The organism is Bacillus sp. MUM 116, from assembly GCF_001866655.1.
Classification (GTDB): domain Bacteria; phylum Bacillota; class Bacilli; order Bacillales; family Cytobacillaceae; genus Neobacillus.
Genome location: NZ_MLYR01000018.1, coordinates 122538 through 140623, shown reverse-complemented (window position 1 = coordinate 140623; position 18086 = coordinate 122538). Strand labels below are relative to the sequence as shown.

The 18086-nt window shown below is 40.5% G+C and carries 20 protein-coding genes and 1 tRNA gene; 2 read left to right on the top strand and 19 right to left on the bottom strand.

Features of this window, described 5'->3' with window-relative positions; translation table 11 throughout:
• Positions 1–3: 3 nt before the first annotated feature.
• The gene (locus tag BIV60_RS05120) at positions 4–1371 is read left to right on the top strand and encodes a sensor histidine kinase (protein WP_071354644.1); all 1368 of its coding nucleotides are present in this window, start codon (positions 4–6) and stop codon (positions 1369–1371) included.
• Between the two features lie 315 nt (positions 1372–1686).
• On the opposite strand, the gene BIV60_RS05115 is transcribed toward BIV60_RS05120, so the two are convergent.
• A tRNA-Arg gene (locus BIV60_RS05115) sits at positions 1687–1758 on the bottom strand.
• Between the two features lie 202 nt (positions 1759–1960).
• Here BIV60_RS05115 and clpP point away from each other — a divergent pair.
• Positions 1961–2566 carry an ATP-dependent Clp endopeptidase proteolytic subunit ClpP gene (clpP, locus tag BIV60_RS05110; RefSeq protein ID WP_071354643.1) on the top strand — a complete coding sequence of 202 codons (606 nt, stop codon included), beginning with the start codon at positions 1961–1963 and terminating at the stop codon, positions 2564–2566.
• Between the two features lie 81 nt (positions 2567–2647).
• Here clpP and BIV60_RS05105 read toward each other — a convergent pair whose 3' ends face one another.
• The 18 genes from BIV60_RS05105 to lgt all read right to left on the bottom strand — a co-directional run bounded on the left by BIV60_RS05105 (position 2648) and on the right by lgt (position 18084).
• Positions 2648–2905, bottom strand: a complete 258-nt coding sequence (locus BIV60_RS05105; RefSeq protein WP_071354642.1) for an HPr family phosphocarrier protein — start codon at positions 2903–2905, stop codon at positions 2648–2650.
• Between the two features lie 23 nt (positions 2906–2928).
• Positions 2929–3882 carry a DNA-binding protein WhiA gene (gene whiA, locus BIV60_RS05100; protein WP_071354641.1) on the bottom strand — a complete coding sequence of 318 codons (954 nt, stop codon included), beginning with the start codon at positions 3880–3882 and terminating at the stop codon, positions 2929–2931.
• A gap of 32 nt (positions 3883–3914) precedes the next feature.
• On the bottom strand, positions 3915–4901 hold the full coding sequence (locus tag BIV60_RS05095) for a gluconeogenesis factor YvcK family protein (RefSeq protein WP_071354640.1): 987 nt from the start codon (positions 4899–4901) through the stop codon (positions 3915–3917).
• Positions 4898–5791 carry an RNase adapter RapZ gene (gene rapZ, locus BIV60_RS05090; protein ID WP_071354639.1) on the bottom strand — a complete coding sequence of 298 codons (894 nt, stop codon included), beginning with the start codon at positions 5789–5791 and terminating at the stop codon, positions 4898–4900. Before rapZ ends, BIV60_RS05095 begins: the two co-directional genes overlap by 4 nt.
• Before the next feature lie 19 nt (positions 5792–5810).
• A complete protein-coding gene (locus BIV60_RS05085) occupies positions 5811–6269 on the bottom strand; it encodes an NUDIX hydrolase (RefSeq protein WP_071354683.1) in 459 nt (152 codons plus the stop codon).
• Positions 6270–6581: 312 nt separating this feature from the next.
• Positions 6582–7532, bottom strand: a complete 951-nt coding sequence (trxB, locus tag BIV60_RS05080; RefSeq protein ID WP_071354638.1) for a thioredoxin-disulfide reductase — start codon at positions 7530–7532, stop codon at positions 6582–6584.
• 93 nt (positions 7533–7625) lie between these two features.
• Complete coding sequence (locus BIV60_RS05075; protein WP_071354637.1) at positions 7626–9119, bottom strand: tetratricopeptide repeat protein; 1494 nt, start codon at positions 9117–9119, stop codon at positions 7626–7628.
• Between the two features lie 113 nt (positions 9120–9232).
• Positions 9233–9850, bottom strand: coding sequence for a bifunctional phosphoribosyl-AMP cyclohydrolase/phosphoribosyl-ATP diphosphatase HisIE (gene hisIE / locus BIV60_RS05070; protein WP_071354636.1), 618 nt, complete (start codon positions 9848–9850; stop codon positions 9233–9235).
• Positions 9847–10608: an imidazole glycerol phosphate synthase subunit HisF gene (hisF, locus tag BIV60_RS05065; RefSeq protein WP_071354635.1), complete on the bottom strand. Its 762-nt coding sequence runs from the start codon at positions 10606–10608 to the stop codon at positions 9847–9849. Before hisF ends, hisIE begins: the two co-directional genes overlap by 4 nt.
• Positions 10605–11336 carry a 1-(5-phosphoribosyl)-5-[(5-phosphoribosylamino)methylideneamino]imidazole-4-carboxamide isomerase gene (gene hisA, locus BIV60_RS05060; protein ID WP_071354634.1) on the bottom strand — a complete coding sequence of 244 codons (732 nt, stop codon included), beginning with the start codon at positions 11334–11336 and terminating at the stop codon, positions 10605–10607. The genes hisF and hisA overlap by 4 nt, the downstream gene beginning before the upstream one ends.
• Positions 11333–11959, bottom strand: a complete 627-nt coding sequence (hisH, locus tag BIV60_RS05055; protein WP_071354633.1) for an imidazole glycerol phosphate synthase subunit HisH — start codon at positions 11957–11959, stop codon at positions 11333–11335. The genes hisA and hisH overlap by 4 nt, the downstream gene beginning before the upstream one ends.
• 129 nt (positions 11960–12088) lie before the next feature.
• A complete protein-coding gene (hisB, locus tag BIV60_RS05050) occupies positions 12089–12676 on the bottom strand; it encodes an imidazoleglycerol-phosphate dehydratase HisB (RefSeq protein WP_071354632.1) in 588 nt (195 codons plus the stop codon).
• A 138-nt stretch (positions 12677–12814) separates the two neighbouring features.
• Positions 12815–14083, bottom strand: a complete 1269-nt coding sequence (gene hisD, locus BIV60_RS05045; protein ID WP_071354631.1) for a histidinol dehydrogenase — start codon at positions 14081–14083, stop codon at positions 12815–12817.
• A complete protein-coding gene (gene hisG, locus BIV60_RS05040; RefSeq protein WP_071354630.1) occupies positions 14080–14724 on the bottom strand; it encodes an ATP phosphoribosyltransferase in 645 nt (214 codons plus the stop codon). The genes hisD and hisG overlap by 4 nt, the downstream gene beginning before the upstream one ends.
• Complete coding sequence (locus BIV60_RS05035) at positions 14717–15901, bottom strand: ATP phosphoribosyltransferase regulatory subunit (RefSeq protein WP_071354629.1); 1185 nt, start codon at positions 15899–15901, stop codon at positions 14717–14719. The genes hisG and BIV60_RS05035 overlap by 8 nt, the downstream gene beginning before the upstream one ends.
• Positions 15902–16066: 165 nt before the next feature.
• Positions 16067–16600, bottom strand: coding sequence for an acyltransferase (locus BIV60_RS05030; protein ID WP_071354628.1), 534 nt, complete (start codon positions 16598–16600; stop codon positions 16067–16069).
• Between the two features lie 5 nt (positions 16601–16605).
• On the bottom strand, positions 16606–17250 hold the full coding sequence (gene ppaX, locus BIV60_RS05025) for a pyrophosphatase PpaX (protein ID WP_071354627.1): 645 nt from the start codon (positions 17248–17250) through the stop codon (positions 16606–16608).
• Positions 17251–17271: 21 nt separating this feature from the next.
• A complete protein-coding gene (gene lgt / locus BIV60_RS05020) occupies positions 17272–18084 on the bottom strand; it encodes a prolipoprotein diacylglyceryl transferase (protein WP_071354626.1) in 813 nt (270 codons plus the stop codon).
• Between the last annotated feature and the right edge of the window lie 2 nt (positions 18085–18086).

Here is an 18086-nt window from a genome sequence, read left to right as displayed (position 1 = left end):
CAGATGAGGATCACCACAAAAATTAATCTTTTAACGACTGCTTGGATGTTGTGCATATTGATACTCATTAATATGGTGGTCTACTTTTTATTTATGAACTTTACGATAAATAGGGAAGAAGATTTACAGTATCAAAAAGCTGAGGACGTGTTGAAAGTCATTGATTCACTCGATTATTCCAGCGATATTAACGAAAAATTAGATGAATTTTTAACTCCCCATTCCTATATCAGAATTATACACCCGAATAACAAAGTGATTCATGAAATAACGAATGACTCATTACTTTCAAAAAAAATAAAAGGGAAATTCGCTGAAAAAAAGCAGGCGCAAACACATTTGATTTCAGCGGAACATGGAGAAGAACAGGTATTAATTGTTCGAGTTCCAATTAGAAATGGTAATCAAATTACAGGAAGCTTGGAAATTGGTCAGCGTTTATTAGGTTTAGAAACGAATAAAGAGATTCTTCGTGCTGTTCTATTCTTTTGCACTTTATTAGCTGCGTTTTTATCCCTGCTTGGAGGAAGATGGCTAGCAAATATGATTATGAGACCGATTTCTAACATGATTAAAACCATGGAGGAAATTGAAATGAGCGGGGTTCCTAAGACAATTACCCTTCAAAATAAGACAAAAGATGAACTTCAGACCATGGCAAGAACTTTTAATCGTATGATTCACAGACTTCAAGTAAATATGGAAAAACAAAAACAGTTTATTTCGGATGCATCACATGAATTGAAAACGCCTTTAACCATCATTATGAGCTACGCAGATTTTTTAATAAGGCGTGGATTAGAAAATAAAGAAATGACTAATGAAGCAATCCAAGTCATTAATTCTGAGGCAATGAGAATTCAAAAAATGACCGAGACCTTTCTAGACTTAGCCAACTTAGAGAAAGAAGATATTCTAGAAATTAATGAGACGAATTTGGTATCTTTATGCCAAAGTGTTTTAAAACAGATTAAACATGTATATAGGCGTGAAATATCGTTTCATTTTGAAAAAGATCCAATTATTACTCGTGCGGATGAATTAAAAATCAAACAGGTTATTATTATTTTACTGGATAATGCAATGAAATATAGTAAGGATAGAATTGATATTTTTATTGAAAAGAATGAACAACACGCCATTATACGAGTTAAAGATTATGGAATTGGAATACCTAAGGAAGAAATCAATAAAATTTTTGAACGGTTTTACAGGGTAGACAAAGCAAGAAGCAGAAACACAGAAGGCTATGGTTTAGGATTAAACATCGCGAAAACTATTATGAAATTGCATAAAGGTGAAATTAAAATTACAAGTCAAGAAGGGGTTGGAACTGAGGTAAAATTATTTTTTCCCTTTATGAAAAACTAGGAAATATGCATGAGAATGAGTCTGCTGATTTTCAGCAGCTCCATTTTAATTATTTTTTCTTAGGGGAATATATTTAGAACAACATTTAGATAATCTTATAGGATATTTTGCTTATTTCGGAATCATAATTGTGTGCGTGTTGAACTTAAACATTCGTAATAGAACTTCTTCGTTTCATAGTGGAACCCTCCTTCGAATATAACGTAAGGAGCGTCTTATACTGCGTGGTATTTTCGGTTAAACCGTACCCGTTGATAATGAGCATAAAAAAATATCACCACGTTTATAAAACGCAGTGATATCAACAATTGTGTACGCCCTCGTCAGGACTCGAACCCGAATTTCAAGAACCGGAATCTTGCGTGCTATCCGTTGCACTACGAGGGCAAATATTAACGACTTACCTATTATATGATATCTCACTTATAATTGCAAGTAGGGAATGGGTTTAAATTTATGAGAGATGGAAATGATGTAAGGAGGAAAGTTGTCGAACAATTTTACAGACGAAATGTTTGACCTTTATTGACCATCAGTGTATGATAACTATACATAAGTAAAATCTTTTATACTTAAAGGAGGAAGAAAAATGAATTTGATTCCTACAGTTATTGAACAAACAAACAGGGGAGAAAGAGCATATGACATCTATTCCCGCCTGTTAAAAGACCGGATTATTATGCTTGGCAGCGCGATTGATGATAATGTGTCAAACTCCATTGTGGCACAATTATTATTCCTTGAAGCTGAAAATCCAGAAAAGGATATCACCCTATACATCAACAGCCCTGGCGGTAGCATCACAGCTGGAATGGCGATTTATGATACGATGCAATATATTAAACCAAATGTATCCACTGTATGTATCGGGATGGCTGCTTCTATGGGTGCCTTCTTACTGGCTGCAGGGGAAAAAGGCAAGCGTTTCGCCCTTCCTAATGCAGAAGTTATGATTCACCAGCCACTTGGCGGTGCGCAAGGACAAGCAACAGAAATTGAAATCGCTGCAAAACGCATTTTATTCCTCCGCGATAAATTGAACGGAATTTTGGCAGAACGCACTGGCCAGCCGCTTGAAGTCATCGCCAAAGACACAGATCGTGACAACTTCATGACTGCTGAAAAAGCAAAAGAATACGGGCTAATCGATAACATCATTACTCGTAATATATTAGAAGACAAAAATAATAAATAAATTTTTTGCACAACCGGCTTTTGGCCGGTTGTTTTTTTGTAAAAAAAGGGTTTGGCCTGTCAGCCAAACCCTTTTAAATTCTTAATGTTCATTTTCAACAAATTCTGTTAATGTCATGATGGCATTTTCTTCATCAACACCATCAGCAATGATGTTAATAACTACTCCAGAACCAACCGCAAGACTCATTAACCCCATAATACTTTTAGCATTAACCTTTTTTCCATCCTTTTCAAGAAACACATCCGCAGAAAATCGGTTCGCCTCCTGAACAAATAAAGCTGCAGGACGGGCCTGAAGACCGGTTTTCAATTTTACCTCCACTTGTTTTTCCAACATTTCCAATATCCTCCTCAATTATTCTATCTATTTTTAACACTTACCTCACCATGTCGCAGTTTTTCTGCTATCTCATCAATTTTTCTTAAACGGTGATTGATACCTGACTTGCTGATTACACCTCCGGAAACCATTTCACCAAGCTCTTTTAGGGTAACATCCGTATAATTCATTCGCAGTTCCGCAATCTCCCTAAGCTTATCCGGCAAAATATGAAGTCCAACTGTTTGATCAATATAACGAATATTTTCTACTTGACGAATCGATGCTCCAATGGTTTTATTTAAGTTTGCTGTTTCACAATTGACAAGACGATTAACCGAATTCCTCATATCTCTTACGATTCGGACATCTTCAAAACGCAGAAGGGCATTATGGGCACCAATAATATTTAAAAACTCGGTGATTTTCTCGGCTTCCTTTAAATAGGTGATAAATCCTTTTTTCCGTTCAAGCGTTTTACTATTTAAACCAAATGTATTCATTAACTCGCATAAAGAATCATTGTGCTCCTTATAAAGCGAAGAAATTTCCAAATGATAGGAAGACGTCTCCGGGTTATTCACAGACCCGCCGGCAAGAAATGCACCACGTAAATAAGAACGCTTACAGCACTTCTTTTTAATTAAATCGTCTGAAATATCATGAATAAAAGTAAAACCTTCACCAAGAATTTTCATATCTTCAAGAATTTCTTTTGCCTGGTCCGCTAAGCGGACAATATAAACATTATTCTTTTTCAAACGCATTTTTTTCCGAACAAGTAATTCAACTTGAATATCGTAACTTTTTTTTAACAATGTGTAAATTCTTCTGGCAATTGCCGCATTTTCCGTTTGAATATCAACAACTAATTTTCGATTTGAAAAGGAAAGGGAACCATTCATTCGAATTAAAGCAGATAGCTCCGCCTGAATGCAGCACGTTTTCACTTCCATGTTGGTTAATTCCTTTTTCGTTTCTGAAGCGAAAGACATCCCTTCACCCCCTTCAAGTTTCTTGCCTGCTATTATTTACGATGATAACGCTTTTTAGTTTCATCCATAAGTAAATTATATAATATATCGGCAACCTTTTTTGGATCATGCCTTAGCGCACCATTCTCCTGAATAGCAATGTCAGCAAGCACCACTTCAAGGCCAAGTTCGTAAAGACGCGTAAAATCATATATTACTGGGTCCGCTAATTCTTCGTTATAACGGAGTTGGACTTCAGGGGGTATTTCTTCATTATTACCCAGTACCGTGTCTATACAAGCATAATTCAAATGATCGTATATCGCCTTTACATGATCGCTCGCAGTAAAACCATGTGTTTCCCCAGCCTGGGTCATTAGATTACAAATATAAACTTTTTTGGCATGGGTCTTGCATAATTCGTCTCCTAGCTTTGGAACAAGAAGATTTGGCAAAATGCTTGTATAAAGGCTCCCTGGGCCAATAATAATTAAATCCGCCTGGCGCATCGCCTGAATGGATTCCGGCAGAGGCCGAATATCATTTGGTGTTAAAAAAACCTTTTTTATTTTTTTGCCGGAATAAGGGATCTTAGATTCGCCTGAAACGACAGTCCCATCTTCCATTTCAGCATGCAGCACAACACTTTGGTTGGCTGCAGGTAATACCTTGCCTCGAACATTTAGTACTTTGCTCATTTCTTGGATAGCATGAACAAAGTTTCCTGTAATGGATGTCATCGCTGCAAGAATAAGGTTCCCGAGTGAATGTCCTGATAATTCATTAGAGGTTTTAAAACGATGCTGAAACATTTCCTCAACAAGCGGCTCCACATCGGACATCGCTGCTAACACGTTGCGAATATCTCCGGGCGGTGGAATATGCAAGTCATCCCGCAACCTCCCCGAACTCCCTCCGTCATCCGCAACTGTAACAATCGCAGTAATATCAACGGGATACTGCTTCAATCCCCGTAACAAAACAGGCAATCCAGTTCCCCCACCAATGATGACAATTCTTGGCTGTCCGAAATTGCTCATGTAGTTTTTTCCTTTCTCCTTTCAATGTCACGGTGCGTAATACAGGTTTTGTAATCTTTTGAAAAATATTTTCCAATATACTCCGCAAGTGCAACCGAACGGTGCTGCCCGCCTGTACAACCAATCGCAATAATCAACTGTGCCTTTCCTTCCCGTTTATAATGCGGGAGCATAAATGAAAGCAGATCCGTTACCTTTTCTAAAAATTTTTGTGTTTCAATCCATTTTAAAACGTAACTGGATACTTCTTCATCAATTCCTGTTTTAGGTCTCATATGCTCAATATAATGAGGATTTGGCAAGAAACGCACATCAAATACAAGGTCAGCATCGATTGGCAGCCCATGCTTAAATCCAAATGACATGACATTGACAGTAAATATATGTTCTTTGTTCACCGTAAATTCCGTTAAAATCTTTTCTCTTAATTCACGCGGCTTCATTTTCGACGTATTATAAATTAATTGAGCACGTCCCTTTAATTCTTCGAGAAGATCTCTTTCTAACTTAATTCCCTCTAGTGGCAGACCTTCATGTGCCAGTGGATGTGACCGCCTTGTTTCTTTGTATCTGCGAACTAATGAGGAGTCATCGGCATCTAAAAATAAAATTCTTGGCGTAACCCATGAGGTTTCTGAAAGGTCATCAAGAGCTTTAAAAAGATGATCAAAAAACTCTCTTCCCCGCAAATCCATCACTAAGGCCACTTTATTCATTTTATTCCCTGATTCCTTCATTAGTTCAAGAAATTTTGGTAATAATGTCGGGGGTAAGTTATCAACACAGAAGAACCCTAAATCTTCAAAGCTTTGAATTGCAACTGTTTTTCCTGCTCCAGACATTCCTGTAATGATGACCATTTGAGTATCGCCAGTAGAACCGGTACTCATTTCAATTCCCCCTATAAAATTAGCTTGGATCTAATCGATAACTGATTAGTTGAAAGTCTTTTGTATACGTAAAAGTGCCGTAAATGATTCCTTTTCCATGTATCATATAATCGATGATATGATAATCACCCGCAGCCATTGGCAGATTTTTAATCTGATCCAATGCATGCCATTGAAGAATTCCTTCTTCCGACTCCTCGACATCCATGCCGTCTGAGTCATTGGCTAAAAATGAAAACATCATCCATTCAGATTCCACACAATCATTTTCTTTGATAATCATCGTAAAAACGCCTTTTAATTGTGGGTTTTTTAAATATATTCCCGTTTCCTCCCGGTACTCCCGAATACAGGAATCCCTGACCGATTCGCCCGGCTCCATTTTACCGCCAGGAGCCACCCACCAGCCTCGCCGTGGCTTTTGCAGCAACAAAATTTGATTGTCCCTTATTAATACACAATTGGTGACCCGCTGCATAATTTCACCTTCTTTCAAATGCATAAGCACCTAATCTATATACTGAAACTTGCTACTATTTTCCATAAAAATTTCCCGGTATTGTGATTCATTTCATTATACTATTTTTGATATCCAGTCACAATGAATACAAATTTGATAATTAACTAAAAAATTCCTTCCAATAGGAATAGTCAAAAAAAATAGCACAGGCTTTGGGCCTGTGCACTAAAAGGTATATTTTTAAAGGGGGTCAATTACTATTTCTATCATACCCCATCATTATTTCACTACTGTTACAGAAGAGTTAAAACCCAGTTACTTTTTTCCATCTTATTTTTTAAGTTTTAACTCTTCCTTTAACTCTTCAACAAAATGTTGTGCAGCTTGTGCGGCAATGCTGCCGTCACCAGTAGCAGTTACGATTTGACGCAATGTTTTTTCGCGGATATCTCCCGCAGCGAAAATTCCTGGCACCTTTGTTTCCATACGTTCATTTGTTTCAATATAGCCATTTTCGTTTGTAATTCCAAGGTTTGCAAATGGTTTTGATAATGGAAGCATGCCGACGTAAATAAATACACCATCTGCTTTGTATTCCTGCTCTTCACCATTTTCCGTTGAAACCAATGTGACACTGCCAACCTTGCCATCTTTTTCATTGATCGATTTGATGGTGTGATTCCAAATGAAGTCCACTTTCTCATTTGCAAACGCACGGTCTTGCAGAATTTTTTGCGCACGAAGCTGATCACGGCGATGAACAATCGTTACCTTCGTTGCAAATCTGGTTAAATAAACGCCTTCTTCAACAGCAGAGTCACCGCCGCCAATCACGACAAGCTCTCTGTTTTTAAAGAAAGCACCGTCACAGACTGCACAATAAGAAACGCCGCGTCCACCTAGTTCTTTTTCACCGGGAACGCCGACTTTTTTATACTCAGCACCCGTGGAAATAATCACAGAATAGGCTTTATACTGTTTTGAACCCGCATTGACAATTTTATAATCACCATGGTCGACAATTTCTTTAATATCACCATAAGCATATTCGGCACCAAATTTTTTGGCATGCTCAAACATTTTGGTGGATAAATCCGGTCCTAAAATGCTTTCAAAGCCTGGATAATTTTCAACATCTTCTGTATTGGCCATTTGCCCGCCAGGCATCCCACGCTCAATCATAAGTGTAGAAAGGTTTGCACGTGAAGTATATACTGCAGCGGTCATTCCAGCTGGGCCGGCTCCCGCAATAATAACATCATAAATTTTTTCTTCGGACACTAATACTCACTCCCTATAAAAAAATACGATTAGGTAATATTATTCCCTTTCCCTAATCGTATAAAACAAATAGATTATAGTCCAAAAATATGCTTAGTTTAAGAAGTTATTTACTAGTTTTACATATTTCCCAACAGTAGCTGTGGATAGCCCATACCTTTTAGCGATTTCCTCACGTGAAATTTTTTCGCTGCGCAGTTTGCTCCAAACATATTCAATCGCTCCCGCCCATGCCTGTTTATTGTTTAATTTCACATCCGATTTCGAAATTTCCACAAACGTCGAGAACCAGATTAAATATAAGCCGGATTCAATTGGTCCGATTGGCTGATGGTTTTGGTACAAAATTTCGGCAATTTCTTGTGCATCTGCCGTAACTGAGGGGGTACCGGATTTGATAAATGAAACATACTCCAGTTCCATTGGTGTCAGCTTTTGATTTTCCCAAAATCGTTTCGATGAAAAAATATCCTCCGCTTTATCGGAAACCGCTATAAGAAAAAGAGCAAATAATCGTTCCTCAATATAATCACTGTCTAATTTCTGAAAAATGGAACTTGAATGGTCTTCAAAACCGCCAACCTGCCCCCTGTCGGCATTCCATGGCTCAAATCCTTCTTTTTCAGGATTGATTTCGAGAACCTTTTTCCAGATATTTTTAGCAAAATGCTGATTACCAATTTGATAGGCCGCGCTTGAGAGCCAATAGTAAAACGGACCGTCTCCATCAAATCCATTTTTATATAGCTTTTTAAGCCAATAGTAAGCAAGTTCATGTTCACCGACTAATGCAAAAGTTGCTCCAAGCTTAAACTGTTGTTCAACAAAAAGCGGTTTAATTTTTTTCAACGATTCCATCAATCGTTTAGCACTTTTAAATTGGCCTTGATAATGGGCAAACACGAGCCGGTTACATAATGCATGGAGATTTCCGGGATTCCGTGCCAAAACATCCTCTAAAATCGATTCGGCTTTTTCTGTTTTTCCTAAATAAAAATAAGCAAGTGCCAAATTATTATAAGCAGACCAATACTCTGGATACTTCTCGACAACGTCTTTTAACAATTCAATTGCCTTTGGAAAATATCCTGAGTCTAATAAATCCCGGGCTTGTTCTTGTTTTACGATGAGATCATCCTGCTGATACAACTCATCTTCAAGCCCCTCTTCTTCCAACATCAATAATTCCAGCAGGTCTTCTGTATCCTCACTAAATTCACCATCCGGCTCAAGCTCTAAATAAAGCTTTGAATGATGATAAGCATCTTTAAATAATCCCATGTGGGCATAATTATTCGCTAAAAAATAATGGCATTCCACCATGTGTTCGTCAAGCTCTTCAAGAATTTGATGCAAGAGTCGATTTGAGTGTTCAAACTCACCCAGTTCTGTCGATACAATCGCCAGCTGGCAAGTAATAATCGGCTCACCTGGTTCCAGCTGTACCGCACGCCCCAAGTATTTTTTTGCATTGATAAAGTCACGTCGATAGTAGGACTTTAATCCCTTCTTGAAGTAATATTCCCCTGTTGGGACAAATGAGAGAATTTTTCCCTTTTGAATTCTTGCTTTCGAGTCTTTTCCCATAAAGTCCTCCATCTTTCCAAAACGTACATAACTAATGTAGTATAACATAACAATGGGCAGTACGAGAAGAACCTAGGAAGAAGGATGGGCAGGATTCGACAAAAAAACCAGCCCTACGACCGGTCTTTGTGTCTTTCTTCTAATGTTTTCAATACTTCCTTGAATGGAAGCTCTTGTTCCACCAATAAAACTTGAAGGTGATAGAGTAAATCGGCTGCTTCCCATTTTAGTTCCTCATGGCTGCGATTTTTTGCAGCAATGATCACTTCAGCTGCCTCTTCCCCGACTTTTTTCAAAATCTTATCGACACCTTTTTCAAAAAGATAGGTTGTGTAGGCCCCTTCCGGACGTTCCCGCTCACGGTCTAAAATAACTTTTTCAAGTGATTGCAAGATTTGATAATCACTCAAACTTGATTCACCTTCGTACACTCTTTCGGAAAAACAGCTGACTGCACCGGTATGGCAGGCTGGACCTTTCGGATAAACGAGAACTAAAAGTGCATCCTGATCACAGTCGTAATTAATGCTTACTACAGACTGTGTATTCCCGCTCGTTTCCCCCTTATGCCAAAGCTCCTGGCGTGAACGGCTGTAAAACCATGTTTCACCTGTTTCCAATGTCTTCTTAAGTGATTCTTCGTTCATATAGGCAAGGGTTAATACTTCCTTCGTACCTGCATCTTGGATAATCGCGGGAACAAGTCCCTTTTCATCAAATTTCACATTCATCGTACCGTCACTCCTTTTTCCCTAAGCTTGCTCTTTACTTCATGCACAGACGTTTCTTTGTAATGAAAAATCGATGCTGCAAGTGCTGCGTCCGCTTTTGCTGTTACAAATGCTTCTTCAAAATGTGCTGCATTTCCCGCACCGCCTGAGGCAATAACCGGGATGGTAACAGCCTCACTCACCGCTTTTGTAAGCTTTAGATCAAAACCATGTTTCTCGCCATCGCTATCCATGCTTGTTAATAAAATTTCACCAGCACCAAGGGCCGCTGCTTCCTGGGCCCACTCCACCACCTTTTTATCGGTTGGCTTGCGGCCGCCATGGGTATAAACGCGCCACGTTCCCCATTCTTCATCAAATTTCGCATCAATAGCAACAACAATACACTGAGATCCAAAAAAGCTTGCGCCTTCTTCAATCAGCTTCGGATTCAAAACCGCAGCTGTATTCAGTGATACCTTGTCTGCACCAGCGCGAAGAATGCGTTTCATATCCTCTAATGCATTGATTCCGCCGCCAACTGTAAAAGGAATTGCAAGCTGAGAGGCAACGGCCTTAACGACTTCTACCATCGTTTTTCTGCCTTCAACCGAAGCCGAGATATCAAGAAAAACAAGTTCATCGGCCCCTTGTTCATCGTAAAATCTAGCCAATTCAACCGGGTCGCCGGCATCGCGGAGCTGGACAAATTGGATTCCTTTTACCACCCGGCCTTCTTTTACATCCAGACAAGGAATGATTCGTTTGGTTAAAGTCATACTCTCACCTCATCAAGTGCTTCCTTTAAAGTAAACCTTTTTTCATAGAGGGCCTTTCCAACAATCGCACCGCCTACCCTCTGATGAGAAATCGCTTTTAAGGCACTTAGATCGGCTAAACTGCTGACTCCCCCGGATGCTATTACGTTTTTACCTGTGACGTTTGCCATTTCACAAACCGCAGCAATATTTGGTCCGGCAAGCGTTCCATCTGTTGCGATATCGGTAAAAATAAATGTTTCCGCACCTGCATCAGCAAACCGCTTGCCTAAATCGACGGCCTTTATTTTTGATGTATCCAACCAGCCATGTGTCGCTACATAACCATCCTTGGCATCGATGCCGATTACGATTCGCTCCTGGTATTTATTTATCATTTCAATAGCAAAATCTGGATTTGACACTGCGATACTCCCGATAATGACCCGATTTACACCATTTTCAAGATAGTGAACAATATCTTCTTCAGAGCGAATACCTCCACCGATTTGAATGTTCACGGATAACTGTTTTGCCGCCTCAAGCACAAAACGGTCATTTACCCGTTTTCCATCCTTTGCGCCATCGAGATCCACCATGTGAATCCAATCTGCTCCATCAGCTGCAAATTGCTGTGCCATTGAAAATGGCGAATCCCCATATATCGTTTCCTTGTCGTAATCCCCCTGGAGAAGGCGTACGCATTTTCCGCCCCGCATATCAATCGCAGGATAAATCGTGATACTCATCGTACTGTCTCCTTTTTATCTGCCAATTGTAAAAAGTTATTTAAAAGTGCCATTCCCAGCTTACTGCTTTTTTCCGGATGAAATTGCATCCCATAAATATTGTTCCTGCTAACCACTGCAGAAACTTCTTCATGGTAGGTTGCCTTCGCTAGTAACACATCCGAGTCTTTTGCATCGACAAAATAAGAATGAACAAAATAGACGTAATCCTCTTCAAGATTTTTTAAAAGAGGGGATGCTTTTACAAATTCAAGCCGGTTCCAGCCCATATGAGGAACTTTGTAGGTTTCACACTCTGCCGTTTTCCCCGGAAACCTGCGCACTTTCCCAGGTAAAAGCCCTAACCCTTTGGTGGGACCATTTTCTTCACTTTCATCAAAAAGAAGCTGCATGCCAAGACAAATCCCAAGCAACGGTTTTCCTGATGCGGCAAATTCTTTAATGGTATCCACAGGCAGGAGTTCCATCGCATCTCGGAAAGCTCCAACGCCTGGAAGAATTAACGCATCCGCTGAAAGCAATTCACTTTTTTGGGCGGAGATAAAATACTCTGCACCTAATCGTTCCAGCGCTTTACTGACGCTAAAAAGATTGCCCATTCCGTAGTCAACAATGCCAATCATTGATTACACACTCCCTTCGGTGTTCATTGCATTTGGTGATTCGCTGATAAAACCCATCGATTCGCCGATAAAACCTTTTAAAAGTATCAGTTCCAGTAAAAAACAGCTAATTTTTCCGTAACGACTGTTTTACAGCATCCCTTTTGTCGAAGGGACCCCTTTGATTCGCGGGTCAATCGTTGTCGCCTCATCCAGCGCTCTGCCCAGTGCTTTAAAAACTGCCTCAATCATATGGTGTGTATTTTTTCCATAATGAACAATGACATGAAGGTTCATTCGCGCCTCCAGAGCCAGCTTCCATAAAAACTCGTGAACAAGTTCAGTATCGAAAGTTCCGACCTTTTGACCAGGGAACTCTGCACGCATTTCAAGATGCGGACGGTTGCTGAGATCTACTACTACTTGCGCCAGTGCTTCGTCCATTGGGACAAATGCGTTCCCGTAGCGCTTGATTCCCCGCTTATCACCGAGTGCTTCCCGAAGTGCCTGTCCGAGGCAAATTCCTATATCTTCTGTTGTATGGTGATCATCTATCTCGATATCACCCTTTGCATCCACCGTTAAATTGAAGTGTCCGTGTTTTGAAAATAAATCTAGCATATGTGTAAGGAATGGGACCCCTGTTTCTAGGTCTGAATGTCCTTCCCCATCGATTGCTAAAGAAAGTTTAATTTGTGTCTCATTTGTGTTCCGTTCAATTCCTGCCACTCTTTCCATGAAGGGGCCCTCCTATGTTGTTTTTCTAGTATTAGTATTTATTGATTTAGTCGGAACCTGCTTTTATTTGCGAATCTAACATTCTTATTTGCGGATTCATTGACTTTATTTGCGAATCTGTTGTAAGTATCCATTAATTTATTTTTTCATTCTCATTTCGACTGCTCTTGCATGTGCTTCAAGCCCTTCCATCCGGGCAAATGTTGCAATTTTTGCTCCGTTATCCTGCAAAGCTTTTTCACTGTAGATGATAACACTTGATTTCTTTTGAAAATCATCCACATTCAGCGGACTTGAAAAACGTGCTGTTCCGTTTGTCGGTAAAACATGATTCGGACCAGCAAAATAATCGCCAACCGGTTCAGAGCTGTATCTCCCGATAAAAATCGCCCCCGCATGGCGGATTTTCCCGAGAATCTCCATCGCATTTTCCGTGATGATCTCTAAATGTTCTGGTGCCAACGCATTAATCGTCTCCACTGCCTCATCAAGATTTGCTACCACATAAATGACACCGTAATCTTCAATTGAACGCGCAGCAATTTCTTTTCGCGGCAGCAAGGCCAGCTGTTTCTCCACTTCGATTGAAACCTCATCGGCCAATTGTTGTGAAGGGGTAACCAGAATACTGCAGGCACGAGGGTCATGCTCCGCCTGTGATAAAAGATCGGCGGCAACCTCATCTGCCTTTGCCGTTTCATCAGCCAAAACAGCAATTTCACTTGGACCGGCAATCATGTCGATATCAACATCACCAAAAACCTCTCGTTTAGCCAACGCAACGAAAATATTACCTGGTCCGGTGATTTTATCAACCGGTGCGATTGATGCTGTTCCATAAGCAAGAGCGGCAATTGCCTGGGCACCGCCGACTTTATAGATTTCCTTAACTCCCGCTTCCTTTGCCGCAACTAAAACGGCAGCAGGCAACTTCCCTTCTTTGTCGGGCGGGGATACCATGACAATCCGTTTCACCCCGGCAACTTTTGCAGGAATGACATTCATTAGTACTGAAGAAGGGTATGCAGCCGTTCCGCCGGGTACATAAACCCCAACGGAATCCAGCGGCGTAATTTTTTGTCCTAAAATAGTTCCATTTTCTTCTGTTGTCATCCAGGAAGGTCGCAACTGCTTTTCATGGAAAGAGCGGATGTTTTCTGCTGCTTCCTGAACAATCGCAACAAAATCCTCATCCACTATCTTGTAGGCTTCTGCGATTTCCTCTTCCATTACGGAAAAGGAATTTAACTGAACACGGTCAAATTTTTCCGTATACTCCCGTAACGCTAAGTCGCCGCGGGTGCGGATATCGAAAAGAATATTTTTAACAACCGCCAGCTGTTCCGACGTACCGGTCTCAATCGAACGTTTAATGGAAACCAAATCATCCACTTTTTGAATTTTCATTTCGATTTCACCTCCGCTGAAACTACTTCATGAAGCCTCGATACGAGGTCATTTATTTTTGCATCCTTAATTCGATAACTAACTGGATTGACGATAATCCGTGAGGTCACATCGACGATTCGTTCATATTCTACTAAGCCATTTTCTTTTAATGTCCGGCCTGAAGATACGATATCGACAATCCGGTCTGATAAGCCAATAATCGGAGCAAGTTCAATCGATCCATTCAAACGAATAATTTCCACTTGTTCCCCTTGCTCACGGAAAAAGGCAGCTGCCACCTTTGGATATTTTGTAGCCACTTTTGGAGCCACATCGTTCATTTTCGTGTTTGGGAGTCCAGCTACTGCCAAATAACAGCTGCTGATTTTTAAATCAAGGAGCTCGTAAACATCCCTGTCTTCCTCGAGCATTACATCCTTTCCTGCAATGCCTACATCGGCAACACCATGTTCCACATAGGTAGGGACGTCCATTGGTTTTGCTAAAATAAACCGCAGGCCCTCTTCCTCAATATCGATAATCAGCTTGCGCGAATCTTCAAATTCAGGAGGTAGCCTATAGCCTGCTTTCCGAAGTAAAACAACAGCCTCTTCAAAGATCCGTCCTTTTGGCATGGCAATCGTTATTAAATCACTCATTTGCAGGCTCCTTTCGCGCTTTACCGATTAAATAAACCACATTGGAAAATTTCTTTGAAAAAGCATCAAGATTTTTTACGCCGGAAATATCCTGAAGTACGACGCGCTCTCCCTGTCCTTGCATTTTTTGGGCTAACTCAATGCCCTCCTTCCGCCGTTCCTGGCTGAAGAAAATACATTGCAAGTCATTTTCGATTTCAAATTCACTGAGTGCTTCTAATATCCGATCAAGCTGGAGGGCAAATCCAGTCGCACTTGCTTTCTTCCCAAACTTCTCAATTAAACTATATCGGCCGCCATTTCCAATCGGGAAACCGACATTGCCTGCATAGGCTTCAAAGAAAATTCCTGAATAATAACTCATATGGCTGACAAGTGTCAAATCGAATCTTACTTGATCCTGTACACCGTAATCACGGAGGACATCCCATAATTCTTTGAGCTGAAGGATGGCTTGCTTGCCTTGTTCGTTTTCGATTAAATCAAACGCCATACCGATTACTTCTTCCCCACCACGTAAATCGAGGAATTGCAAAAGCCTTTGTTTATCAATTGAGGACAAGGACAGGGAAGAAATATGCTCACGATATCCGACATAATTTTTTTCAAATAAAAATCTTCTAAGTGAATCTGCCCGCTCCTCTGTACCTAATATTTGCAAAAATAATTCCTCCGTAAAGGACGCATGACCAATCGATACTTGAAATTTATCCAAGCCGGATTGCTTTAAAGATGAGACCAATAGCGAAATCACTTCACCGTCACATGAGACGGTCTCATCATTGATAAACTCAACACCAATTTGTTCAAATTCAGCAGGCCGTCCTCCCTCACGACGCTGAGCCCGATAGACATTGGCTGTATAGGCTAACCTTAATGGCAGATCGTCCTGCAAAAGCTTTGAGGCAGCGACACGTGCAATCGGTGCCGTCATCTCCGGCCTTAATACAAGCGTATGGCCCTCTTTATCGAGTAATTTAAAAAGCTGACGATCCGGAATGGCCGATGCCGCTCCAACCGTTTCATAGTATTCAAGAGTAGGGGTTTCAATAAATTTATAGCCCCAAAGCTTAATCGCATCCGCTAACAAGGATTGAACATGATGTTTTTTTTCAAATAACTCCGGCAGTGTATCCCTCATGCCCAATGGCTTTTCAAACATAAACAAACGGCTCATTACTATCATCCTTTTTATGGAAATCCTTTAGTCTGCTAATATGGTAGTAAATTAAAGTTATTAGTAGTTTACCCCTTGGTTTGCTGTTCGTCAATGAAAAATCTCATGAATAGTCTGTACAATTGAAAAGAGCCTAGTCTTAAAACCAGGCTCTATCTTAAATCCTTATTTATTTTTTTGATAAATTGGGTCGTTTGCCCAACGTTTTTCCAATTCTTCCTTTGTGTAAATCACCCGCATTGGATTACCGCCAACAAAGCTTCCCGGAGGTACATCCTTATGAACGAGAGTGCCTGCTGAAACAATCGCCGCATCTCCAATCGTAACACCGGGAAGAATCGTCGAGTTTGCACCAATCATGACTTCACTGCCAATTTCGACCGGGCCGAGCCGGTATTCTTTAATTAAATATTCATGTGCCAAGATCGTGGTATTATAGCCGATTACCGTATTGCGGCCGACACTGATTTTTTCTGGAAACATAACATCGAGCATCACCATTAATGCGAACGAGGTCTGCTCCCCAACCTTAACCCGGAGGAAGGTGCGATACAGCCAATTTTTCACCCCAAGAAAAGGAGAATAACGAGCGAGCTGAATGACAATAAAATTTTTGACCACCTTCCAAAATGGCACGGTTTTGTAAACATGCCACAAGGAATTGGCTCCCTCAACCGGGTAGCGGGTTGTTTTTCTCATCCTTCTCACTCTCCGAGAATGGTTAATAAATCGGCCATGTTTTCAAGCATATAATCTGGTTCGTATTTTGCAAGATAATCTCTGCCTTTTATTGTCCAGGCAACTCCTGCTGTTTTCGTGCCGGCATTTTTCCCTGCCAAAATATCATGGAAATTATCTCCGACCATAATCGTTTCCTCCGGTGTGGAGTTTATTTGCTCCAATGCTTTAAAAATCGGCTCAGGATCCGGCTTTACCTTTGTGACATGATCCATCGCTACAATCACATCAAAATATTCCTCAAGCTTCATCAAACGAAGTCCCTTTAAGCTGACATCGTGCTTTTTCGTCGTAACAATCCCCAGCTTATAACCTTTTTCTTTCAGTGTTTGAATCGTTTCCAGGACATTTGGAAATTCTTTTACGAGTAAATCATGGTTTGCAAGATTAAAGGTCCGATATTCTAAAATCATTTCTTCAACACGGTCGGGGTCAACGGTTGAAAATGCTTCATGAAGGGTTGGCCCCATAAACGGAAGAACATCTTCCCGTTTATATTTGTTTGGATAATATTTTTCAAGTGTGTGTAAATAAGTAGCAATAATTAATTCATTTGTATCGATTAATGTCCCATCTAAATCAAATAGAAGGGTGGTAATTTTGTTCGACATGTTGCCTTTCACACCGCCTTATTATACTGATTGATCTAAATATCGTTCTTCCGATTTTTTTCGCCGAATAAGCAGGATTACCAACGCGCCAATAACCAAGACGATGGAAATCATTTGTGCCATTCTGAGAGTGCTGGTTAGCATAAGACTATCGGTTCTCATTCCTTCGACAAAGAAACGGCCGATGGAATACCAAATCACGTACGAAAGGAATAATTCTCCTCGTCTTAGGTTAACCCGGCGAAGCAGCATTAATAGAATGAAACCGATAAAGTCCCAGACAGATTCATATAAAAATGTCGGGTGGTAGTAGCTTCCGTTAATGTACATTTGGTTAATAATGAAATCGGGTAAATGCAAACTCTCGAGGAAGCTTCTTGACACTTCTCTCCCATGTGCTTCTTGGTTCATAAAATTTCCCCAGCGCCCGATAGCTTGGCCAAGTATGAGGCTTGGTGCAGCGATGTCGGTGATTTTCCAGAAGGAAATTCCCCGTTTTTTAGCAAAAACATAGGTGGTTATAACAGAGCCAATAAGTGCACCGTGGATGGCTATTCCGCCATTCCAAATGGCTGGAATCTCGCTTGGGTGCTGAGCATAATATTTCCATTCAAATATCACATAATAAATTCGTGCTGAAATAATGGCAATCGGGATGGCCCAGAGCATTAAGTCTGCAAAAGTATCTTTCGGCAGGCCGCGGCGGTTTCCTTCCCTGATCGCAAGGAACAAAGCAAGCGCCAAGCCTGAACCAATAATAATTCCATACCAATGCACTTGGATTGGTCCAAGTGTAAAGGCAATGGGATTAAGCGGTTGAATGTTTTCTTTCATGT